Genomic DNA, 23419 nt, shown 5'->3' on the forward strand with positions numbered 1-23419 from the left:
ACGAGTAGCGGAATGACGAATTTGTTGTTTTTCAAATTGTAGGTAAACCTAAGCCACTTTAGCTATATAGGGTCACAACAATAGATTTTTAAGATCGTTTACGGCCTTCTTAATATCTTCAGCCTTGAATATCGCCGATCCCGCAACTAAAATATCTGCACCTGCTTTTATTATATCAGCTGCGTTAGAAAAGTTAATTCCACCATCTACTGAAATTTGTGTTTTAAGGTTACGCTCTTGTATCATTTTTTTTATAGTAGATATCTTGTTCAACTGTGAATGAATGAATTCCTGCCCTCCAAAGCCAGGGTTGACTGTCATAATCAGCACAATATCTAGCTCATGTATTATGTATTCAAGCACACTTGGAGAAGTTGAAGGAACAATTGAAACTCCAACTTGAATCGGTTTTTTTGCGTCGTTTACATTTTTGTATGACTTTATCTTTCTTATCAACCTCTCAAGATGTATCTCTGCTTCTGCATGTACAGTGATAATATCAGCACCAGCATTTATAAAGCTTTCAATGTGGTTACTAGGAGATTTGACCATTAAATGCACATCAAAAGGAAGATTGCTGTATTTACGTATTGCAGAGACAACGCTAGAACCAATTGTAATATTTGGAACGAAATTCCCATCCATAACGTCTATGTGTATGTAATCTACACCTAAATCGCTAATTTTTCTTACTTCTTCTCCTAATTTTGCAAAGTCTGCTGAAAGTATAGAAGGTGCAATTTTAATACTCATGAGCTGCCTTTTTTACTAAAAAATAACTTATTTTTAAACTCTGTCACCCTAAACACCATCTAAGTAGCTAGAGAAGCTGGATACCGATATCGGTATGCCTATTTAACTAGATCTTAAATTAGATAAAAAAAGGTAGTCTTGATAAAACTTATTTACAGCAAGTTTTTTTACATTTGGACTTTCCGTTTGTTCTTTTTTGTACCCTAATTTATAGCTTATTGAATCCTTATATGAACTGATCGTTTTGTATGCTTTGTTCATCTCTCTAGGAAAGATGCCATTAGCAATTACAATGCATAACCCTGTAGCTGTTGCAAAAGCTAGAGTGGTAAATGCTAGATTTTGTAAAAAATTCCTTCCACTAACTTTTTTTTCCTGTATATTAGCAGAGTGCGATTTGTTTGACACTTCTTCTAGATATTCATGCCATATGTGATTGCAGTGCGTACATTTTACCTTTCTTCCAGACGCACCAATTTGCTTAGGAGATACTAAGTAAGTCTTAGTACAATTATAACATTGTATTTTCATAGTACTTACGTATAAAGTAGTAACAAGCTTAAATGATACAGAGCTACAAATTTAATATCAATATATATATAACAAATGGAAGGTTTGCAACTAAAAAAAACACAGAGTGAGATAAAAGATATTTGGAAAAATAGAGAAAAATTTAATGACTGTAATCTAAAGAAAACAGCAAGAATAGCAATTAAAGAGGTAATTGAGCTCCTTGATAGTGGCAAAATTAGAGTAGCAGAAAAGCTATCAAGTGGAGAATGGGTAGTACATAAGTGGATAAAGCAGGCAATATTATTACATTTTCTCACCGAAGAAAATAAAATAATAGATAATACTAATTGCTGGTTTGATAAGATCGGTAACAAGTTTAGTGAATGGAATGAGGAGAAATTTCGCCGGTTAAAAATTAGAGCAGTTCCTGGGTGTTTTGTTCGCCGATCTGCTTATATAGGTACAAATGTTGTTCTAATGCCAAGTTTTATCAACGTTGGTGCATATGTTGATTCAGGAACAATGATAGATACCTGGTCAACGATTGGTAGCTGTGCGCAAATAGGAAAAAACTGTCATATTTCCGGTGGAGTGGGAATAGGTGGAGTTCTTGAGCCTATTCAAGCTTCACCTGTCATTATAGAAGATAATTGCTTTATTGGAGCACGTAGCGAAGTGGCCGAGGGTGTGGTAGTGAGAGAAGGATCAGTCCTTGGCATAGGCGTGTTTATTGGGGCATCAACAAAGATTATTGATAGAGAAACTAGCAAGGTATTTTACGGCGAAGTGCCACCTTATTCTGTAGTGGTACCAGGGTCTATTCCATCTAAAAATAATATTTTAACCTATTGTGCAGTCATAGTAAAAAAAGTGGATGAAAAGACGAGATCGAAAATCTCTATAAATGAAATATTGAGGGATTAAACTATCTCACTGCTTGTCGTCACTTTTTTTATCATTGTTACTAACCACAGTAATGGCATACGCGCATAACTCTGAGAAAGAGACTCCATTTTCTTGAGATAGTTTATATAATTTTTGTAGACTTTCTTTTACTTTATTAGGAATATTCCCTCCACGTTCTTTTACAAGCCAGGAATCTTGATGATGAATTGGATGAGCATCACTTTTTGGATTTCCTATGTATATTGCAAAAGGTGAACTTTGTCCTTTGAAGTCACATTGTACAGTAAATTTTTTTATAGATTCAGCCATCTAAAGACCTCTACTTTTCTTTTTGGTCGATTTTATAGCAGGTGGAAGAGGTGGTTTCTTTATAAAATCTTGTCTATTGACAACACTTTCTCTACCTTCCAAAGCTCGGCGAACATCAGCTCTGCTTAATTGCGACTCTTTTGCTACCTTCATTCCATACTTTGCCATAATATTAGCATATGCTAGTACTTTTTTTACCAATGCTAGATCACCATCTAGCATTTGAACTAGCACTTGAAACACTTCCGCTAAAGTTAGCCCATCAGCATTTATAACCTTGTTTTCTATAAAATTGACAGCTTCTTCAAATTTGTATTCAATACTATCATCTTGAGCTATAAGGGCAACATAATCGGTGTTTTTGTCGTCCATAACTGAAGCACTATTACTCACAAACTTAAGTGTATACTATATATATAAATACTCTACTATTTTATATTATGGCACGCTATAGTTAAACATTTATTAATAACATGCTCACTTATATACACGAATTAATTGACAAAAGTCAAGGATCAATATCCATCAGTGATTTCATGAATGCCGTTTTGTACCATGAAAAATACGGCTATTATACAAGTAAATTACCGCTTGGTAAGGATGGTGATTTTACTACCGCACCTGAGATCAGCCAATTATTTGGTGAAGTAATTGCAGTTTGGATAATGCATACATGGGAAAAATTAGGAAAGCCATTAAAATTTTCTCTAGTTGAACTTGGGCCAGGCAAAGGAACACTCATTCACGATATAATAAGAGTCACTAAAAAATACAGCAGCTTTTTTAATTCGATGTTGATCCACTTAGTTGAAATAAGCCCTACTTTACGGAAGATACAAAAGGAAAAATTAAAAAGCTTAGATGTTAATTGGCACAAAAATATTGACAACCTACCAGAACAACCAACCATTTTTTTAGCAAATGAGTTCTTTGACGCTCTTCCGATAGATCAGTTTGTATATCATGATGAGGGGTGGTATGAAAATATGGTGACAAAACAAGATGATGGCAGTCTCTTGGTGTCATGCCAGTGCGTGACACTGGAATCCAGAAAAAAAGAATCATGGATTCCAGTGTCAGCTACTCAGATGACAAATGGAAAATTTTTTAATGGTGCAGTGGTGGAAATATGTTCAGTTGGGGTTGAAATATTAAAAAAACTTGAGAAGAAGATATATAATAATAAAGGAGCTGCTTTGATTGTAGATTACGGTTATGTATACCCCGCATATAAGAGCACTTTGCAATCGATAAAACAACATAAGTATGCTAATTTTCTTGAGAATGTTGGTAATAGTGATATTACCGCACTTGTGAACTTTCAAGCGTTAAGAGATTCATTAAAGCATGTAGATTGTGAGATTTTAACTCAAAGGGAATTTTTATATCTTTTTGGCATAAAAGAAAGAACCCAGGCTTTAATGAAAAGCGCAAGTGATAAACAAAAGAATAGGATCTTTAGTGAATTCTTAAGGTTGACTGAAAATATGGGCACTCTTTTTAAAGCAATGCTATTGATATAGCTAACCCAAGAAAGGTTTCCCTACATCATACCGCCGCAGCGCTAACGAGTAGCGGAATGACGAATTTGTTGTTTTTCAAATTGTAAGTAAACCTAAGCCACTTTAGCTATAGCATAGCTAAAGTAATTTATGTTATTGGGTAAGTTAAAAATATGATATAAATAAGATAGGAGGGAGCTACTCACTATAGGAATAGAGTTGTGCACGACCCACAACTGTACGAACATTTGTTTGCGAAGAAATGTTATAGCTGGTTTTGCCTCAAACACAAAGATGTCATACGAGTAGCTGACTACTTGGATCCAGCCTTTCCATCCAAGACGGCAGTGCCCAGACACTGGAATAACAGCAGTCCTACGTCATACCGCGATTCATTCGCGGTATCTCTAGATCCCGCTAACAAGAAGCGGGATGACGGTTGTCTCCTAGCTGTCATCCCAGTACTGGTAGACTCAAATCACAATGCTCGTATAGCTGCAACCCTGGAGGTACTGTTTCTCACCCACTGGAGATATTGCACGGTACTATCTACTTGATCATCGTGTCGAGTTTCAGGAAACATTAAAATCTCATACTCAAAATCGTTCAGCCATACTGCTTGATGTGGCAGAAAAACCTTGCCAGACTCTATAATCGGAACAATTTGATGAAATCGAGTGAGCTTGTCATCATGTGGCACTATTTCAATAATCGGTAAATCACTGTTTGTCTTTAGCTCTTGCACCAATTGTTGACCACTTGTTTTTGCTTCGATTAAAATTGCGTGTGGCGTCCATCTTGCAGCTAGTGACAAAACCTGTTCTTTAAGCTTTGGATACTCAAGCTTTGCGCGATATACGTCGAGTAAATAGAATTTATTATCTATTTTTGCCCAGGTGGTGCAGACACATACTGTAATTGCTATTGAATGATGGAGAGACATACTCCATTATTTTAGCACGAAGTAACAAGTTCAATAGAATTAGTTCTTCAAAAATAATTTAAACTTTTACAGTAGGAGCAGCCTCATGAAATATTATAGTGGATTAGATGTCTCACTCAAGGAAACTTTTATCAGTATCATTGATGAGAAAGGAAAAATTGTTAAAGAAGAAGTTATTGTAAGTGAAAGCAGTACAATAGCGGAGTATTTGCTTAGTCAAAGCAAAAAATATGAAGCAATAGGGATAGAAAGTGGACAACTATCAATATCAATGTGCAAAGAATTGAGGAGATTTGGATTGCCAGTAACTTGTGTAGATGCAAGGCATATGGCAGCAGCATTGTCTGCAAGAATCAATAAGAATGATAAAAATGATGCAAGAGGTATAGCACAAATGATGAGAGTTGGGCTATTTAAAGAGGTATTAGTAAAGTCAGATGAAGCTTGTCAGATTAAAATAATGCTTGGAAGCAGAAGACAATTAACACGTAGCAGAGGGAAAATTGAGGGAACAATAAGAGGATTATTAAAAATATACGGGATAAAAATTGATCAGCGTGCCAGATCTACAAGTTTCGTTTTAAAAGTGCAAGAAATAATTAATGAGCTAGATGAAATTAGCAAGAACTCAATTGAAGTATTAGTACATAGCTTAGAAACAATAGAAGAATCGATAAGAAAACTTGACAAAATGCTCTCAGAGCAAGGTAAAAAAGATGAGGATTGTAAATTATTAACTACTGTTCCAGGAGTTGGTATTATAGTAGCAATGACATACAAAGCTGCGATAGATGATGCATATAGGTTTGAAACATCTTATGCAGTTGGAGCCTATATGGGATTGAGCCCAAGACAGTACGCTTCTGGAGAGATTGATCGGCATGGAAGTATATCAAAAATGGGACCAGTAGAATGTAGGAATGTGTTGTACGAAGCAGCACAAGTCTTACTGGTAAAATGTAAAAGGAAATTTAAATTGAGAAGCTGGGGATTGAGGCTTGCAAAAAAGAAGGGTATGAAGAAAGCAATTGTTGCCGTAGCGCGGAAGTTGTCTGTAATTATGCATAGGATATTGGTTAGTAAAACAGAATTTTGTTATCAATAAATGCAAAAAGTAGATAATTTGATGTAAAGTAAAGATAGCAATGCCGATGGAAGGGATAAGCAAGATCCTAGGTTGAAGCATAGACTTCGTAAGACACATGTTGCCGTCCACTTCCGCCTAACAAGTATAGTGCGGCTTGGCTAAAATACAAATTAGCCATATCAGACCGCGGAGAGAACCATGGAAGCATGCTATTTTAACTTATATTAAGACTATGGAGGGAAAGAATGATACCTTAGTTTTTATAAGCTTAATGAATATGTGGATAAATACTTTAAATGTGTGTGGCGTATTTATCCACATATTCATTGGCTGCATAATTTAAAAGGGATTAATTAGAAATTTAGTGCTGGTGTTTTTATTGCCAATAAAACCCCTTTTGATTGAATAAGATAATACGATAGTAAATAAAAGGTTGTATTAGAGCTGAATTTTACATCAAAAAATATTTTTCATGATACAAAAAATTATTATTGACTTTCATGCAATTAGGGAACTAAAGTTGCTCATGTTACTTGTTGAAACCGCAGTATCCCAACTTTGTGTTATATGCGAGAGATTATCAGGAAATTTTTTATAGCGTTTCAACCACTCTGGTTTAATTATACCACTTGAAAGCGGCAGAGGGTTTTGTTGATATTGAGCAGCAAAAGCGTAACTCCCAAGTTCAGCTTTTATTATCTCAACTTCTTCTTTTCCTCCATCGAGGGGATATAACAACTGACCTTCTTCTCTTGAATATAATATCCTTACAGGTGACGCTGGTTTATTATATAATCGCCTGGTCGCACAGTGCTGAGCTACTCGGATGATAGGAACAGGAGGTATTGGCTTTTTGATTGAATAAATAACCTGCTTATTTTCAGAAATCATTGGCAAACAAATATGATGCCATATGTTTTTTGGCTTGGAGAGAAGGTGTCCAGTTAAGTCCTCCTGGTGTAGCCTGTGCATTACAAGAACGATGACTCCTTTTTTTCTATCGTTCAGCCTGGTTACTAAAGTCTGATCAAACCAGTTTGTGGCACGCTTTCTAAGCGTTTCACTCAAAGCTTGAGCAGAACTGAGCGGATCGTCCACAATGATAAAATCACCACCTTCACCAGTTAGTGTTCCACCAACTGATGTTGCGATTCTGTATCCTCTCTGCACTGTTTGAAATTTATATTTGGTATTCTGGTCTTTGGATAGTTCTATCTCTGGAAATAGCGCTCTATACCAACTAGACTGCATCACGCACCTGGTGTCGAGCGAGTGCTTTTCGCTGAGCCGCTGAGAATAACTTGCAACTATTATTCTCGCAGTTGGTTGGTTTCCCAGTATCCATGCGGGCCACGCAACACTTACACATATGGACTTCATCGAACGCGGAGGCATATTGAATATTATTCGTTTCACTTCACCAGCGCTCGCTGCTTCCAGCCTGTCTGCTATGACTTTTATATACTGATAATCGTTATACTCACACCCCGGCACTACCGTTTGAAAGCATAACTCAATGAATTTTAGAAAGTTCATGATATAATGTTGAAACCAGCGCGTGACGCTGGGATGACAAAAAAAGGAGCACTGAAGGCTATAGGTGAGACGTCGCGGTATCTCTAGATCCCGCTAACAAGCAGCGGGATACTTAGGGATGACGGTTGTTGTTTAGCTATAAATATTAAGAAATTTACCAAATGAAAAAAGGCAAAAGAAGCCCCGTGGTTATTATCCGCTTTAAAATATTGGCGTTTTTTATGTTTTAAACGCTTGACAAGCAAGATTAAGCTGCTTTTAATTGCAACTAACTTACGCTGCAAATGTTTAAGAAGTTTACTAAGCAGAAAAAAAGACAAAGAATCCCCGAGTTAGCTAGTCTTTTACTATCTCTGTCGAGTATTGGCATTTTTTGATGTCTTGTAACGCTTTATAAGCGCGTTCAGCTTATTTAGATAAAAATCTAGATGTAGATGAAGTTTTGTAAAGACATACAGTATCTATATACTGCAAAAAATTGAACATAAGACGCCGATACATTAAGTAATCCTTACCTTTTAATCTGCAGATTGGCGAAAGCAAATACAATAGCTTCAGTTTCATGATAAGGGGACTGGCAAGGCTTGTCAAGCAAGTTTTTTCGTTTCTATTCCCAATAAAAGTTTGTTATATGGTTATGCAAGCATCGAACAGACGAAATCTGTCAAATCAGAAAGAAACACACAAATTTAAGTTTTTAGTAGTTTTCAAGTATAGTTGTACAGGGAGCGCCTTTGCAGTTATGACCGACATTTTCAATGGTGCCTAAGTGCCCGTATGCAAGCATGGTTTTGGAAGGAACGGTCAAATCATTGATGGAGTCATTTAGACTACCTCGGTTAGGAGATTGTACTATCAACCGTTCCAAGCTGAAGCGTTTCCCTATTACAAATTATATGTAGGAGTTACCATGAAAAAAGCAAAAAGTAAATTAGAAATAGTGAATCCTAATGCAGCAGGAATAGACATTGGTTCAGCTGTACACTATGTGTGTGTACCTGAAGGAAGAGATGAACAACGCGTTCAGAAATTTGGCTGCTTTACTGAAGACCTTCATAACTTAGCACAGTGGTTGAAAAAGTGTAAAGTTACAACAGTAGCTATGGAATCAACAGGAGTATATTGGATTCCTTTATTTCAAATACTTAAGTCATACAAATTCGAGGTAAGATTGGTAAATGCACGGCATGTAAAGAATGTACCTGGTAGGAAGTCTGACGTTCAAGATTGCCAATGGCTCCAACAACTGCATAGCTACGGACTGCTTCATGGATCGTTTAGGCCAGATAATCAGATGTGTGTATTGCGCAGTTACGTGCGGCAACGCAAAAATCTCACTGAAAGTGCATCTACACATATTCTGCGTATGCAGAAGGCATTAATTCAAATGAATATACAATTACACAAGGTTATTAGTCATATTACTGGGATAACTGGTATGAAAATCATTGAAGCTATAATTGAAGGCGAAAGAGATTCTGAAAAATTGGCAGAATTCAGGGACGTGCGAATGAAAAATGATCAGTCTACTATTGCAAAAGCGTTAGCTGGTGACTATAGAGAGGAACACTTATTCACGCTAAAGCAAGAATTTGAACTATATAATATTTATCAAGAAAAAATAGCAGAATGTGATAGAAATATTGAAGCCTATTATAAAACGTTTGAAACAAAGTCTTGTGAAAGCAAACAGCTAAGTAAGCAAAAGAATAAAAATAGCAAAAGTAAGCCAAGCTTTGCTTTGTATGAGGAACTGCACCGAATAACTGGTATGGATTTCACTAAAATTCCTGGATTTGATGTATTAAGTATACAAACCATAATTTCAGAAGTTGGTATAAACCATAGTAAATGGCCAACAGAAAAGCACTTTTCATCGTGGTTGGGACTCAGTCCTGCTAATAAAGTTACAGGGGAAAAAGTGTTTAACACAAGAACACGTAAAGTCATTAACCGTGCTGCAAATGCTTTGCGAATAGCTGCTCATTCTGTAGGAAATAGTAAAAGTGCGTTGGGTGCATACTACAGAAGATTGAAAAAACGACTAGGAGCACCAAAAGCAATAACAGCTACTGCAAGAAAAATGGCATGCATATTTTATAGTATGCTCAAATACGGACAGGAATATGTAGAAAAAGGAATGGAATACTATGAAACACGCTATAAAGATAGAACTGTAAAAAATTTGATCAAAAAAGCGAGCGAATTTGGCTACATATTAGTTCAACAAGAAGAGTTAGTTGAGTGAGTTTCTTAGGAGTAAATGAGCCAGTTTTGCCTCCAGGCTTTCGTGTAGGAAAAGCAACTACAGATGGAAACTGTTTTTTTGATTCGTTTAAGCAAGGACTAGGACAATTAGGAATGAGCGCTGCTGTTGAGGAACTGCGAGAATATTGTAAAGAGTTTGCACAAAATAACCCACCAGAATGGTTCATAAATGCTATTGCTAACAGTTATGACAATAATGGTGTAGTGCGTAGGAAAACTCCAGATTCTTATGCAAAAAATATTCTAAATAACAATAGATGGGGTGATTCCGAAGTTGAAGGTAGAATACTTTGTGGAAAGTATGGTGTAAAACTGTATGTTATGGAAAGACATGTTGTGGATGGAAAAGAGGTATGGACAAATCAGATCATAAATAGTGAAGAAGGTTCTAAGAATGTGGACAACATAGATTATAATGAGGAAAATACTATACACATAATAAATAGAGGCCATGGTCATTTTATTCCAATATTGAGAAAACAAAACGACAGAGGAAGTGGTGAGCCTCTTAATGATCTTGAAAAAAAGATCGAAGGTTACCTTGGCGAATCTTCGCATTTTGTTGATATATTTGGGAACGTTGAAGTAATTTATTTAGGTCGTTACAATAATCAAGACTGCGTTGAAGAAAGAAATTTGAAGTTTGCTGTTTTAACTAATAAAAGAGACTCAGAAGGTCAACAAATTGTAAGGTGCTATACTATTTCTTATAGAATAAACAGTCCTGACTCAAGATTCAGTGAAGAAGAGATGGAATTGGTAAGAAACAAACTACCTGATAGCGATACTGAAGGGAAAAAACGAGCATTTGTGTTTCAAGAGTATAAAATGTTCACAGGAAAAGAAAGGAAGGGGAATGATAGAGAATTAGTCTGTAAATCATTTTCTGAAAAGCAAGAATTTACTAGAGAGTTGAAATGTCCATATAATGAATTTGTAGCATCAATCAGGGGCTTTGGTTCACGTAGTCTTTTTTCTCCTGTACGTGCTTCTACACCAATTGCCCGAAGAAATATACCTAAAGGACATGATAAGGCTTACGCGTATAAGTTTTTAGAAAATCTTCTTAGAATAGAGATGAGTCCTGATGTGCTAGTAGATATTATAGTTGATAGTAAAGATGATACTAAAATCGCTGTAGTAGGACGTCCAAAGGTATTGGGAAGTTCTACAAAACAAATGCGTCATGTTATATCATATTCTTCGGTAAAGAGTGCTATTGAAAGTGTAATAAAAGCAGAAGGTGACTACGAGTTATATGTGAAAAACATGGTAGAACAAGTTATGACTCCACTAGTAATGAGCAGAGAAGGTTTGTGTTTGACAGAAGAACAGTATAATAATCTTAAAGAGAAAGAGGTTATTTCTTCTGGTAAATATGATGAATTTAAACTCACGACTGAAACTAAAAAAGGACAACGTAAAAAATATCACTTAATATACGATAAAGAGATTATAGAAGCCATTAATAGCAAAAAAATTTTTACAGAAGAAGAAATAAAAAAAGCTCGCTCTGATTTTAATGCAAGACTTAGAAAATACATAAGCCATGGAATTGATTATCTAACTGATGGATTAGCTGCAGAAGATATAAACACTGTTACAATAATGTGTGAGGGAGTTGCCAGAATAATATTAACTATGTTTAATCAAGACATACATGCTGCTTTTCCTGAAGAAGGTAATACTCTATCAGAAGAAATTCGTTTATATGAGAGCCAAAACGATGCAAAAGAACCTAAAGCAAAGGTGTTTAGTGTATTGCTACATGACGAAATCACTCAAGAGATAGTCGGAGATTATAATCTTCGTATTAGAATTGTGAATAATGAAGGATATATAGTAAAGAGAACAGCATGTGCGTTGAGTGTTTTAAATTCTTTACTAAAAACTACTTCATATAATATCAATGAAAAAGAAAGTAAGAAATATTTGGATGATTATAATGAAAAGTGTAATTCTACTATTAGAACACATAGTCAAGATTTAGGTAATTATAATGGGAAGATTAATAAAAATAATCTAAATGATGTTCTTTATAATCATGTAGCAAAACATTTGTATGAAGTATTTGATTTTAAACCGTTGGAAAAAAGAGTATTAGCGCCAAGAAGAGAGGCAGGGGATGCTATCAAAGTATATCCTTCTGCTGGTGGTATAAGAGAAGCAGAATATTTAGTACAAGAAGGAGATGAATATAGAAGGTTAAAAATAAATGAAGCAAAAGGTTATAATGATAAAGCAATATTTCGTTCAGGAATGGCTAATAAATTAATAGGAAAAATACTATCTAGTAAAATTGTTTCTCATGTTATTATTCATCTAGTGCCATACAGGTACTTGAAGGATGGTTTTATGGAAAGTGCAGTGGAAGAAGGATTAGGAAATGGAATGCAAAAGATACTAAAGTCTTTTATAGATTTAGTACAGCAAGACTATATTAATGCGCCATTTCACGAAAGAATTGGAGAAGTACTAAATGATGATTGGGTAAATCGAACACTTGAAAAATATCAAGAACAAAATCAGTCTTTTTCTGAAGCAAGCAGTATCATTATAGAGGAAAGTGATACTAAAAGACCGCCAGAAGAAGGTGGTATCGATGAGACTCATATTGAAAAACTACCAAGAGAAGGCGGTGTCAGTGATATTGAACAACGCTTAAAAGGAAAAGGTATTAAGGAAAATATATATAAAGGAGGTTATATGAAAAAACGTAAAAGTAATTTACAGGTGGCATTTGAAGGAGCACACTCAGATTTCTTATGTGATGCAGTGAATAATAATAACCCTGACTTGATTACACAATGGGTGGAAAATAACCTAATGAAAGGTGACGACCAAATAAGAGGTGGTAAAACATCAAGAACTGCTTTTTATGAGGCAGAAAAATCACTAATTAGGAAGTATATTCGTGAGGGTAAGTTTGGTAGTATTGTCACTCTTCTTGATGCGGTTCATAATGAGAAGTTCAAAAATGAGGATAGCTATAAAGAATTAAAAATAAAAGAATGTGAAGTACTGACAGGTGCAATAGTAATGGCAAGAGGGTCTTTGGAAAGAGATGACACTATGCACAAGAATCTGAATGATTTGTTAAAAGATAAACAAGAGAAATTAAAAAAAATGGAAGATATAGATCTTGAAAAAGATGGAGTATCTACTAAAATAACAGAAGCCCTTAACATAGTTCAGGTTAATTCTGCAGGTAGTTCTAAGGGTAAGTAGTAAATTTCAATGTTTTATTAAGGTTTTACAAGTGTGTGGTAGGGAATACTATATTAATTTCGTTTTCCTACCATGTCACTGGTAGTAGGTTTATAAATTCTATATAGTTTTGCGGCGTTTTTATGTTGAGTGATCATGCAGTACCAGACTGATACTACTCCAATAAATAACGATCTCTTAACTATAAAAAACCTCAAATTGTTCGTTCCATATGTGTGATTATGTTTCATTAAAAATGCCTTCCTTGATTTTTGGATGTCAGATAATTTAAACGTAAGATACGCTGTATATGTCAAATATTTATTGTAGAACATAGTGGCCTTAGTCAGAAAAAGTTGTAGAGGAGTTTGGAATATTTCTATACAAGTATTAATAAAAAGAATTGCATTCTATACATTTGCAAGTGGAGTAATAATGATTTATTAATGTATTTTACTAAGAACTTAAATAAAACAGCCATTTCCAGCGCTCAAAACCAAGGGCCGTGAGAAGAGTTTGTTTTGGGATGTGTTGGACTACCAAACGATACATACGAACTTTTTTATATGGTAGTTTCATTATACGCTAAAACTAACCACATTAGCCCATTTCACCCACATCTACATACGAACTATTTTGCCTAAGCTTATGAAAATAATTTAAATCTTCTATTTTTATAATCTTATTTTTACGCGGCTTGTTCTCACAAATATACGACCCTTTTTGCAATCTTAGGAAGAGTCAATAATTCAAATTTTTGTGGCACTAAAATAGGAATTTCTTTAGTTACAGCAAGGTCTATTTTTTCGTAAGTAAAAGTGTTTTACAATTAATTATTAGAATGAAAATATCATACTTGGCTCTCAAGAAATTTCCTGTTGTGCAGTGGTAAGGTTTGGAGAAAAAGATTGGCTTGGCAACGATAATTTACTAGACTAAAGTTTATATTAAAATACAAAATGGGGTTGCGGGTATGGAATCTGGTTTGGATCACAATTACAATAAAATACTTGATATATTAAAAGGTGCTATTAAAGGCGACGATAATCAAGTTAAAGCAAGAAAACATCTTAGAGTAGAAAGATGGTTGAGGGTTTATATTCAATTAATTGAAGATTTTGATGAGGAAAAACTAATTTTTTTTTCTGATATATTCTCTGATAATTCTTGTTGGGATGGAGTAAGATTAAAAAATGAAATTGTTGGTGAAAGGTTAACTGAAGAAAAAAATAAAAATGGAAAAGAGAATCCATTAAACATTTCTAAAAGATATTACTTAGCATGTAAATATTGTCTAGAAGATAAGATTCCTGGATTATTTGAACAAGTATTTATGAGATTTAAGAGAAGTGCCTTTGAAGAAGATGGATCTGATGATGATCTGAGAAGAGAATTGTTGGAAAATATCGAAGAAACTAGACCTATAGAAGCTTTCTGGTCTTTTCTTATTGATAAGCAGATTGGAAAACTAAACGAATATAAATCAGTTGAAGGTTTGCAAAAATCCATACAGATAAATTCTAATAAAAACTGGGAAGAAGGTATAGAGTTCTTCTATAATAAATTGCACAATGATTCCAGTATTTCTAGTCAAGATAAAAATAATTTGTTAATTGAAGCAGCTTTATCTGCAGTAAAGGGTTACAAAGAAGTAGACACCATAGAGTTTTGCCTGTCTAAAATGGATGATGAGCAAAAGAAAAAATTACTAGATAGAGATTATAAGGAAAATACTTATTATGCAGTGTTGAATGTGCTAGTAGGTCAGTATTACTTTGATTCTTTTATGGAATTAAGCCGATTGTGTAGTCAGATTGAATGTGAACGTTACACAACTTTTTTATCTTCATTATCAGATCAAGTACTGAAGAATCCAGATCTGTCTGAAGAAACAAAAAAATGTATGATGAATGTTTGGGAACGTATAATAAAATTAAAAACTCAAGACCGCGGGGAGCAATCTATTTCCTCTATTTTTGTAGACTATTCAGTTACATATACAATAGCAAATTTAATTGTGGATCCAAGTACACAAGGGGTAAGTAAAGAAGAAATATTAGGGAAGATATTAAAGCACGTAAAAGAAATGAGTGGTGAAGGGATGATAAAGGTTAAAGATTCTGTATTAAGTAAAATTCAGTTATTTCATGGGGGTAAAAAATTGCAATTAGGAGAACAAGTATTTTCTAAATTAGCTCAAGAAGCTTCTAAAGAATCAATTTTGTGTGAAGCTGGTGATACTTTGCCACAGTCAAGTCTCAGTACGACTGATAACCCATATAATATAAAATCTTTAGGCCATAGCAAATAGGAGAGTAATATGCCAAGCAATGTCAAGCCGCTTGAGTTGGTACAGCTTCTGTTAATGAGAAATAAATCAAAAGACGAGTTCCTAGATTTTCACAAAAGGTTCCAATCGTTTATCAATCAATCTCCTTCTTTTTTGCATTCAGTTGGAAAGCCAGGCTTTTTCCCTAGTTTCTTTTTGGTATGTTTGCTACTGTATTAGACACAGAACTTGCTACTAAAATTGGTATCAAAAAACTTCATTTTCGTTTTGATGATAATAGAACTTTAAAAATAGCTATATTAACTAATGAGGGACTTAAGTGTATAACGGTGTCTGATCAAGTTGATGGTAACATGCATCTAAAGTTCTCTCAAGGAGAGTGAGAAAAAATAGCACAGAAATGGAAAATGGGAGCAGAGTTTGATAAACTAGAAAAAGAAGAGCATGAAATAACAATTACAGGAAAAGAAGTAAAGTACGGAAATGTTGATCCAGCTTTTAGTAAAAAGACTGATTATTCACAAAAAGGTTTTACAGAAATAGAAAAAGATCGTGACCAACAAGACCTAGAGAGCTTAATTTCAAAATTGAGTAATCAAGATTTCGAAGAAGTAAAAAAGAACGCTAGAAGAATGTTTAATTATATTACAAATGTCTATAAGAAATATGAAAAAGAAACTCTATTTAGCGGTAAAGAATCAAGTCATCATGGGTTTTTAGCTGGGTTTTTGATAAATTTTAAGTATCGTTTTCACCTAAAACTTTATCTCGAATTATTTGCTGGAAAAGGTTACGCAGACATTATTTTACTTGTGCGCGGTTCTGATAAGTCGCTAAGCTCTATTCCTATTATTATTGAGCTTAAAGCAGGTACTGGTGAGATAAGTACAGTGATAAAAGCATTGAAGCAAGCATAAGATTATGTTAAGGGCTCTTTTTCTAACTCTATAAGAATGATTACTATAGCTAATGAAGCTATTTGTGTAGGATTAAATTTTGACATGGTTCATCACGAAAATGTTAAAATTGATGTAGAAAATTTTCTTAGTCGAGAAGGTAATTCTGTAATAGAAAAGTTACTTGGCACTGAAGCAGCGAATGCTGAGGTGATAAGAACACAGCTAGAGTATCTTTACTATGGAATTGTTTGGAGCAATGGAGGTAGTGATAATATACATTACGTAAGTCGGTTTATTATAGGACAGTTAATGCTTATTCCTGATAGAATTGAAGATGAAAAATTAAGCAAACGTATTTTTATTTGTAATCAAGGTACATCAGAACGAACCTCGAGAAATCGTCCAAACGTTATAGATATAGCATTTCTCATAATAGTCCGAACAGGTCATAGGAAGGCAGAATCAACAGCACGACGAAAGGATTCGAATAGAGGAATGTTTTTCCTGGCTCTGTTTTTTATAGCAAACCAATGATGCTCAATTTTGTTGAAATCTGGAGAATAAGGCGGCAGATACAAAATTTCTGCACCAACCCCTTTAGCAAGCTCGATAATCTTATCAGACTTATGAAAAGTAGCATTGTCAAGAATGACAGTCTGTCCAGGTTCCAAGATCGGTGTCAAAAATTGCTCAAACCATCCATTAAAAACATCCATATTACAGTGGCCTTCAAAGGTTAACGGAACAACTATCTTTCTTCCACTTAAGGCTGCAACCATACTGATTCGTTGAGTTTTCTTTCCAGATTTTAAGGCATAAAACCGCTGTCCTTTCTGGCAATATCCGTAGGGGTAGTCTTCGGTGTTAGAGGTTGTCCGGAAACAAGTAAATTCAAGCATATTCCCTCTTTAACATAACCCTACTCATAGCTAGGTATATGAAATTCTCAGTGGATGTTGTGAGTAAATCATACTCCTTCGATAGCCTTCTATTCCTATTAACCCAAGCAAAAGTCCTTTCTACAACCCATCTTCTTGGCTGTACTTTAAACCCTTGTTCTCTTGTTGGTAGTAGCTCAGGTGGCGTATCTTTGTGCACCCAAAATCTACATGTAGGCCTTTTAACAATTTCAATATCTATGTCATATTCTTCCTTTATGTGATTCTTTAAATTTCTTCCTTGGTATCCCATGTCAGCCCACATTTTTTTAACTTTAGTATATTTTGTTCTCATATTGTTTAATGCTATTTTAATACCATCTCTATCATTTTCGTTAGCAGCGCCTACGTAACAACCTAGTATAAAACCCTGAGTGTCTGTAATTATATGCCTTTTTCTACCCTTTACTTTTTTACTTCCATCATAGCCTTTGATCCCCCCTTTTCTGTAGTCTTTACAGATTGACTATCTACTATACAGGCACTCGGCTGCTCATTCCTTCCTATTTTTCTTCTACTATATTTTGTAATTTCATAATTCATTTTCTCAAAAATTCCCTGCTTCTTCCATTGCCTGAACTGCTCATACACAGTCTTCCATAGCGGAAAATCATTTGGTAAATACCGCCATTGACACCCTGTACGCAATACATAGAAAATTGCTTCTAATATTTCTCTTTTGCTATACTTTGGCGGCCTTCCTCCTTTCTTGTATGATACTCTGAAGTGTTTTTCTATTCTTGCCCATTCCCTTTCGCTTAGATCTGTTGGATACTTTTTTCTCATCTTTACCCCGTACTAAAATTTCAGATATTATAGCCTTTTACTTGTTTCCGGACAACCTCTTAGAGCTCTTTCCATAAAAGTCCGGATGTGATAGGATAAGGGTAGATGATGATAAGGAGGTTGAATGCCAGCAGCATATAGTTATGATTTAAGAAAAAAAGCAATGGAAGCGCTAGACGAAGGAGAAAGCAGAGAAACAGTGGCAGCAAGATTTAAGATTGGACGAACTACTTTATGGGAGTGGCAGCAAAGAAGAAAAGAAACAGGAGACTTTCAATCAAAAAAACTTGGAAATGGGGGTTACAATCACAAAATTACCGACTGGGATACCTTTGCCAAATTTGCCAGAGAACACGGAGGAAAGACTCTATCGGAAATGGCTAAACTTTGGAACAACGTTAGTATCCAAACGATCTATCGAGCCCTTAAAAAAATTGAATTTACGCGCAAAAAAAGACATATGGATACAAGGAAAGAAACGAAGAAAAACGTGCTGAATTTTTGAAAATTATAGCGACAAAAGAACCTAAAAACTTAGTGTATATAGATGAGTCTGGCATTGATAACACCGAAGACTACCCCTACGGATATTGCCAGAAAGGACAGCGGTTTTATGCCTTAAAATCTGGAAAGAAAACTCAACGAATCAGTATGGTTGCAGCCTTAAGTGGAAGAAAGATAGTTGTTCCGTTAACCTTTGAAGGCCACTGTAATATGGATGTTTTTAATGGATGGTTTGAGCAATTTTTGACACCGATCTTGGAACCTGGACAGACTGTCATTCTTGACAATGCTACTTTTCATAAGTCTGATAAGATTATCGAGCTTGCTAAAGGGGTTGGTGCAGAAATTTTGTATCTGCCGCCTTATTCTCCAGATTTCAACAAAATTGAGCATCATTGGTTTGCTATAAAAAACAGAGCCAGGAAAAACATTCCTCTATTCGAATCCTTTCGTCGTGCTGTTGATTCTGCCTTCCTATGACCTGTTCGGACTATTATGAGAAATGCTATATTTGCTCTTCTGTATCAATTTCAACATCTTTTTGTGTGGCTCTTTGTAGTAGCTCCTTTTGCAATAACCTTTTTTAATTTTCTGGCACATACTTTTTTCGATGTTTTTTCATATTGTTGTTTTTATAAACGTTACGATGCTGAGCCGTAAAATTTCTTCAATTGCTCACCCCAAAGCATCGGTATTTCTCTTAAATCAGCTAACCTCAAATTACTTGGTTGTCTCCCATTTACTATGTCTTCTTTAATCTTTGGAGCTAAATAATTTAACCTTAAAATTTGTTGTATACGTCTTGTACCTATATTAATTTTAACGCTCAGCTCTTTCACACTTCTATATTTTCCTTCTTCTAGCTGCCGTTTCCATAGGTGAGCTCTCACCACTGCTCTCAGTAGTGCATTGTTTGTTTTCCCCTCTGGTTCCACTACTGTGCATTTGTTTCCTTTCTTCTTCAAATTCATTGCTATAAATGTCTCCTCTGATTCAGAACGCACCTCTATTCCATCTTCTTTTACCATTACTTCCTTTATTAATTTTTTCACTGCTTCTTTCTGTTCTCTGAAACTTAAATTTTCCCATTTTTCTTTTTTTGCCCCTTTTTCCCAATTCTCATATAAGCATTCCGCTCTCTTCATTACTTCTTTTTCCACTTCTCCGGCGACTATTGTTCGGTTTCCTGATTCACAACCCTTTCCCCTTAAATGATTGTTGCACACATAATATCGATACCTTTTATTTTCTTTTTTTGAATATGTCAGCGTCATGTTTACTTTGCAGCATCTGCATCTTATCATCCCCTTTAGTAGCGCCTCTTCATATTTTTTGCCTCGATACGGCTGATTCTTTATCAATTCTTGCGCTTTTTGCCATTTTTCTTTTTCTATTATTGCCTCATGCTTTCCTTTATACTGCTTCTCATAATGCCGTATTTTTCCCATATATATCGGATTTGTTATTATTCTCCTCACTGTGGCCTTTTTAAAGATATCTGATTTTGCTTTCGTTCGATATCCTTCTCTGTTTAACTCTCTTGCCAATTCTGCCATTGATTTCAGCTCCATATACCTCTCAAATATATGCTTTATTACTTTTGCTTCTTTTTCATTTATTATTAATTCCTTATCTTTTGCATCATAACCAAGTGGTGGATTCCCTCCCATCCATAGACCCTCTTCCTTCGATGTTGCTATTTTATTTTTTACTCTCTCTACTATCATTTCTCTTTCTAGTTGTGCTGCCCCTGATAGCACTGTTTGCACAAATTTTCCCATTGGCGTGTTGTTATCAAATATTTGCGTCACTGCTACAAAACTTATCCGGTGCCTTCTAAAAAATGACGTTACTTCTATGCAATCCTTCGTTTCCCTTGATAGCCTGTCTAATGTATATACTACTACACAATCTACTTCTCCTGCCTTTACATCTTCAAACAACTCCTTTATCGCTGGTCTTTCTAAATTTTTTCCTGAATATCCTCCATCATCGTATCTTTTTGCCAATACTACCCAGCCTTCTCGGCTTTTTATGTACTTTTCACATGCTACTCGTTGCGCGTCCAAGCTGTTGAACTTTTGCTCTAGACCGTCTTCATTTGATTTTCGCGTATATATTGCACATCTTACCTCTTTTAACATTCTCAACTTCCACTTTTATCACGCATTCCAAACAATAAAGGTCCGTTGTAACTCATTCCCATTATTTTCCCTGCTACTGCTGACAATGACGTATAAAACTCTTCTCTGTAGATTAAACCCTTATCTGTTACCATTACCGCATGCGTCTCTTCCCCTCTCTCTAATATTAGCTCTGTTCCTGCTACTGGCAGTTTATCACTACTTATTCTTTTTCCCTTCTCTAACCGATCTGCTAGATATTCTAGTCTTTTTGCCCCTTTTCTTGATATTTCTCCATACGCTTTCTCCTGTATTCTATATGCTAACCTCGGTATTAGATACTTCTTTGAATGTCTAGGTGCCTCTTCCTCAAATACCTTCTTCCATATTTTCCTCAGCTCTTCCAACGCTTTTTTCTCTAAATATTCTACCTCTTTTTCTACTTTTTTTTCCATATAATCACCTGAATTTTTAAACGCTATAGCACTTTCCCATCCACAAGCTCTTCTTTTACACCTGCTGCCGTACTTTCCGATACGGTTTTTATTTTTTCTATGAACTCCCTCTGTTTATTTGCCATTTTTACGTTCTCTAACACTTCTATTATCTCTTTATTTTTTCTCGTATAATACATTGCTGTTTTGCCAAATTTATCCTTTTGCTCTATATTCGCTCCGGCTTTTACTAGTTCTTCTACTATTTTTATCTCACTTACCATGCAGGCAAGGTGTAACGCAGCAAATTTGCTACTTCGTTCCACTGCGTTTACATCGGCTCCTGCCTTTATCAGCTCTTTTGTATTTTCTACACGTTGTCCCATGACTGCTAAGTGCAGTGGTCTATATTTCCCGGCATCTGCTGCATCTACATCTGCTCCCTTTTTGATTAATAACCTCACTTTTTTTGGATCTGGCATTCCTACTGCGTAATGTAATATCGTCCTTCCTTTTGTGTCTTTTTTATTAATATTTTCTATTGAGTTATCTAATACCTCTTTCCACGCCTTATTAAACTCTTCTCTTTCTTTTTTACTAAATTTTACCATAACTTTCCTCAGCTATTAATGCAATATAAAGTGCCTCCAATTTGGCTCACTTTAGCGCTTAGCAAATCTTGTTTATTTACTAGCTACTTTTTCACTTAGGGCTATCTTGGCATAAAAAGCAAGTTTTTTTTTGCTAAATTTACACATTTTTTCGAATATTAATATAATATATTAAGATGTATGTCTATCTATTTAACCTGTTAAACAATACCTCCTTTTCTAAGTGACTTCATTTTTTCAGTCTCGTTTCTCCATTACCTCCTCTATTGCCTTGTTTGCTTCTCCATACATCACTTCTACATCTCTCATATTCACTCCCTTCTTTTCTAGATAACTTGTCACTTTCGGGTAAATTTTTGCATAGTTTAGTGGGCTACATCCAAATTTATCTACTGTATCAAGATCTCCTCCTGCATTTATCAGCTCTTCTATTGTTCCTATTCTTCTTGCTAAACAGGCTAAGTGTAGTGGTACTGCTTTATTGTTTGATTTTGCATTTACTGTAGCTCCTCCTTCTATCAGCACTTTCACATTTTTTCTTCTTCCTAAAAACGCTGCTAGGTGCAACGGTGTCTCGCCTCTATTGTTTCTATCGTTTGTACCTGCACCTTTTTCTATTAATAACTTTATTACTTCTGGCTCTGACACCTGTGCTGCTCGGTGCAATATTGCGCAACCTGCTGCGTCTTTTTCATTTATTTGTTGAAACCTGTTTTCTGATAATGCTTTCAATAACCTATCAAAAACATTCCTTGCTTCTTTCCTTGACATAACATACCTCACTTTCCCTTTGAAATTTTCGCAACCAAACTCTTTGCTCATCTTTTTGAGCTCCCTCCTCACCACATCTTGCTTAAGTCTGCCTCCACCACCTCATCTATCATTTCGTTCACTTGGCTCATTATTTTGCTTGCTAAATTTTTACATTCTTCCTTTATTAGTGACTTATCTTTCTTCCTTATTTCTCCTATCTCTATTATTTTTAACTCAGGCAAATAACTCCTATTCAACATGTCTGCTATTTCTCCCACTAGCCTCTCTATTCCATAGCACGTCAGTTCTCTACTTTTTGTTATTCCGCCTTGCTTTCCCAGAAATTTCCTCGCCTTTTCATTCTCTCCATTATCCCATAGGCCATACCTTTCACTTTCCCAGATATAGTACATTGGTGTTGCACCATATTTATCCAGTTGATTAACTGCAGCTCCTGCTTTTACTAGCTCTTTTATTATTGCAATTCCTGCCCCTAGCCTACATGCAGAGTGCAGTGGCGTACATCCGTTGATATATTGAGTAGCATTTACTTCTCCTCCTCCCCTGATCAGCTCTTTTACATTTTCTAAACTTCTCGCAAATACTGCGCAGTGCAGTGGTGCATAACCCTTTTTATCTCTTGCATTCACATTTGCTCCCTTATTTATTAATAACCTTACTGTTTTGTAATCAGAGATTTCCACTGCTTGGTGTAATATCGTCTCTCCTTCTTCGTTTCTTTTATTAATGTTTTCAAACCCGTTACTTGATACTTCTTTAAAAAACTTACTAAAAGATTCTCTCTTTTCTTCGTTGAACCCCATTGCATACCTCACAAAATTAGCTTTTCTAGCGCCAGACAAATTTCTTATATTTACCTGCCGCTATTCAAGTCATGTCCGTTTTAGCATAAGAAAGCAAGTCTTTTTCTTTTTATTTCATATATTTTAACCTATTATTAATATAATATATGAGGATATAAATATAAGTACTTAACTTATTATAGATATTACTTGACTATTTTTCCAACTTCTGTGCAAATGTCGATGTTCGTGCC

Annotated in this window: 20 protein-coding genes and 3 pseudogenes; 9 read left to right on the forward strand and 14 right to left on the reverse strand. The window is 35.2% G+C overall.

Annotation, left to right across the window (positions count from 1 at the left end):
- Nucleotides 1-72: 72 nt before the first annotated feature.
- Together rpe and OPR52_RS04805 are read right to left on the reverse strand one after the other, a co-directional pair.
- Nucleotides 73-753 carry a ribulose-phosphate 3-epimerase gene (gene rpe / locus OPR52_RS04800; protein WP_264722842.1) on the reverse strand — a complete coding sequence of 227 codons (681 nt, stop codon included), beginning with the start codon at nt 751-753 and terminating at the stop codon, nt 73-75.
- Nucleotides 754-855: 102 nt separating this feature from the next.
- A complete protein-coding gene (locus tag OPR52_RS04805) occupies nt 856-1284 on the reverse strand; it encodes a zinc-ribbon domain-containing protein (protein WP_007549510.1) in 429 nt (142 codons plus the stop codon).
- 75 nt (nt 1285-1359) lie between these two features.
- On the opposite strand from OPR52_RS04805, the gene dapD reads away from it, so the two are divergent.
- Nucleotides 1360-2190: a 2,3,4,5-tetrahydropyridine-2,6-dicarboxylate N-succinyltransferase gene (gene dapD, locus OPR52_RS04810; RefSeq protein WP_264722843.1), complete on the forward strand. Its 831-nt coding sequence runs from the start codon at nt 1360-1362 to the stop codon at nt 2188-2190.
- Nucleotides 2191-2196: 6 nt separating this feature from the next.
- Here the strand turns inward: dapD and OPR52_RS04815 are convergent, their stop codons facing one another.
- Both OPR52_RS04815 and OPR52_RS04820 read right to left on the reverse strand, forming a co-directional pair.
- Nucleotides 2197-2481 (reverse strand): DUF2610 domain-containing protein, encoded by a 285-nt coding sequence (locus OPR52_RS04815; protein ID WP_007549418.1) that lies wholly within the window; start codon nt 2479-2481, stop codon nt 2197-2199.
- Complete coding sequence (locus OPR52_RS04820) at nt 2482-2853, reverse strand: hypothetical protein (protein WP_406833382.1); 372 nt, start codon at nt 2851-2853, stop codon at nt 2482-2484.
- A gap of 101 nt (nt 2854-2954) precedes the next feature.
- Here OPR52_RS04820 and OPR52_RS04825 point away from each other — a divergent pair, with 101 nt between their 5' ends.
- Nucleotides 2955-4004, forward strand: a complete 1050-nt coding sequence (locus OPR52_RS04825) for a class I SAM-dependent methyltransferase (protein WP_265037880.1) — start codon at nt 2955-2957, stop codon at nt 4002-4004.
- 457 nt (nt 4005-4461) lie between these two features.
- Here OPR52_RS04825 and terL read toward each other — a convergent pair.
- Nucleotides 4462-4893: pseudogene (gene terL / locus OPR52_RS04830) on the reverse strand (phage terminase large subunit); the annotation flags it as partial.
- A gap of 118 nt (nt 4894-5011) precedes the next feature.
- Between terL and OPR52_RS04835 the strand changes: the two are divergent.
- Nucleotides 5012-6031, forward strand: a complete 1020-nt coding sequence (locus tag OPR52_RS04835) for an IS110 family RNA-guided transposase (protein WP_265037747.1) — start codon at nt 5012-5014, stop codon at nt 6029-6031.
- Nucleotides 6032-6526: 495 nt separating this feature from the next.
- Here OPR52_RS04835 and OPR52_RS04840 read toward each other — a convergent pair.
- Together OPR52_RS04840 and OPR52_RS04845 are read right to left on the reverse strand one after the other, a co-directional pair.
- Nucleotides 6527-7549 (reverse strand): annotated as a pseudogene (locus OPR52_RS04840) (phage terminase large subunit); the annotation flags it as partial.
- 83 nt (nt 7550-7632) lie between these two features.
- On the reverse strand, nt 7633-7869 hold the full coding sequence (locus OPR52_RS04845) for a hypothetical protein (protein ID WP_265037886.1): 237 nt from the start codon (nt 7867-7869) through the stop codon (nt 7633-7635).
- A gap of 590 nt (nt 7870-8459) precedes the next feature.
- Between OPR52_RS04845 and OPR52_RS04850 the strand changes: the two genes are divergently transcribed.
- The 5 genes from OPR52_RS04850 (at nt 8460) to OPR52_RS04870 (ending at nt 16231) form a co-directional block, all read left to right on the forward strand.
- Nucleotides 8460-9797 carry an IS110 family RNA-guided transposase gene (locus tag OPR52_RS04850; RefSeq protein WP_265037784.1) on the forward strand — a complete coding sequence of 446 codons (1338 nt, stop codon included), beginning with the start codon at nt 8460-8462 and terminating at the stop codon, nt 9795-9797.
- Nucleotides 9794-13045, forward strand: coding sequence for an OTU domain-containing protein (locus OPR52_RS04855; protein WP_265037888.1), 3252 nt, complete (start codon nt 9794-9796; stop codon nt 13043-13045). The genes OPR52_RS04850 and OPR52_RS04855 overlap by 4 nt, the downstream gene beginning before the upstream one ends.
- A gap of 952 nt (nt 13046-13997) precedes the next feature.
- Entirely contained in the window at nt 13998-15335 is a 1338-nt protein-coding gene (locus tag OPR52_RS04860; RefSeq protein WP_265037841.1) for a hypothetical protein, read from the forward strand.
- 179 nt (nt 15336-15514) lie between these two features.
- Nucleotides 15515-15697 carry a hypothetical protein gene (locus OPR52_RS04865; protein WP_265037839.1) on the forward strand — a complete coding sequence of 61 codons (183 nt, stop codon included), beginning with the start codon at nt 15515-15517 and terminating at the stop codon, nt 15695-15697.
- A 24-nt stretch (nt 15698-15721) separates the two neighbouring features.
- Entirely contained in the window at nt 15722-16231 is a 510-nt protein-coding gene (locus OPR52_RS04870; RefSeq protein WP_265037837.1) for a hypothetical protein, read from the forward strand.
- A 428-nt stretch (nt 16232-16659) separates the two neighbouring features.
- Here the strand turns inward: OPR52_RS04870 and OPR52_RS04875 are convergent.
- Nucleotides 16660-17079, reverse strand: a pseudogene (locus tag OPR52_RS04875) (IS630 family transposase); the annotation flags it as partial.
- Nucleotides 17080-17104: 25 nt separating this feature from the next.
- Nucleotides 17105-17937, reverse strand: a protein-coding gene (locus OPR52_RS04880; protein ID WP_265037890.1) for an IS5-like element ISWpi1 family transposase whose coding sequence is annotated in 2 segments (ribosomal slippage) — nt 17105-17568 and nt 17568-17937 — 834 coding nt in all. Because the reading frame shifts where the segments join, the coding sequence is not laid out codon by codon here.
- A 124-nt stretch (nt 17938-18061) separates the two neighbouring features.
- Between OPR52_RS04880 and OPR52_RS04885 the strand changes: the two genes are divergently transcribed.
- A protein-coding gene (locus OPR52_RS04885; protein WP_265037751.1) for an IS630 family transposase occupies nt 18062-18921 on the forward strand; the annotation gives its coding sequence in 2 pieces (ribosomal slippage) (nt 18062-18386 and nt 18386-18921; 861 coding nt in all).
- A 161-nt stretch (nt 18922-19082) separates the two neighbouring features.
- On the opposite strand, the gene OPR52_RS04890 is transcribed toward OPR52_RS04885, so the two are convergent.
- From OPR52_RS04890 to OPR52_RS04910, 5 genes are all read right to left on the reverse strand, one after another.
- The gene (locus OPR52_RS04890) at nt 19083-20585 is read right to left on the reverse strand and encodes a recombinase family protein (RefSeq protein ID WP_265037892.1); all 1503 of its coding nucleotides are present in this window, start codon (nt 20583-20585) and stop codon (nt 19083-19085) included.
- A 2-nt stretch (nt 20586-20587) separates the two neighbouring features.
- The gene (locus OPR52_RS04895; RefSeq protein WP_265037894.1) at nt 20588-21019 is read right to left on the reverse strand and encodes a DUF2924 domain-containing protein; all 432 of its coding nucleotides are present in this window, start codon (nt 21017-21019) and stop codon (nt 20588-20590) included.
- 23 nt (nt 21020-21042) lie between these two features.
- Complete coding sequence (locus OPR52_RS04900; protein WP_265037897.1) at nt 21043-21609, reverse strand: ankyrin repeat domain-containing protein; 567 nt, start codon at nt 21607-21609, stop codon at nt 21043-21045.
- Nucleotides 21610-21846: 237 nt separating this feature from the next.
- Nucleotides 21847-22431, reverse strand: a complete 585-nt coding sequence (locus tag OPR52_RS04905; RefSeq protein WP_265037864.1) for an ankyrin repeat domain-containing protein — start codon at nt 22429-22431, stop codon at nt 21847-21849.
- Between the two features lie 17 nt (nt 22432-22448).
- Nucleotides 22449-23186 (reverse strand): ankyrin repeat domain-containing protein, encoded by a 738-nt coding sequence (locus tag OPR52_RS04910; protein WP_265038471.1) that lies wholly within the window; start codon nt 23184-23186, stop codon nt 22449-22451.
- Between the last annotated feature and the right edge of the window lie 233 nt (nt 23187-23419).

The organism is Wolbachia endosymbiont (group A) of Hylaeus communis, assembly GCF_947251915.1.
Taxonomy (GTDB): Bacteria; Pseudomonadota; Alphaproteobacteria; order Rickettsiales; family Anaplasmataceae; genus Wolbachia; species Wolbachia pipientis.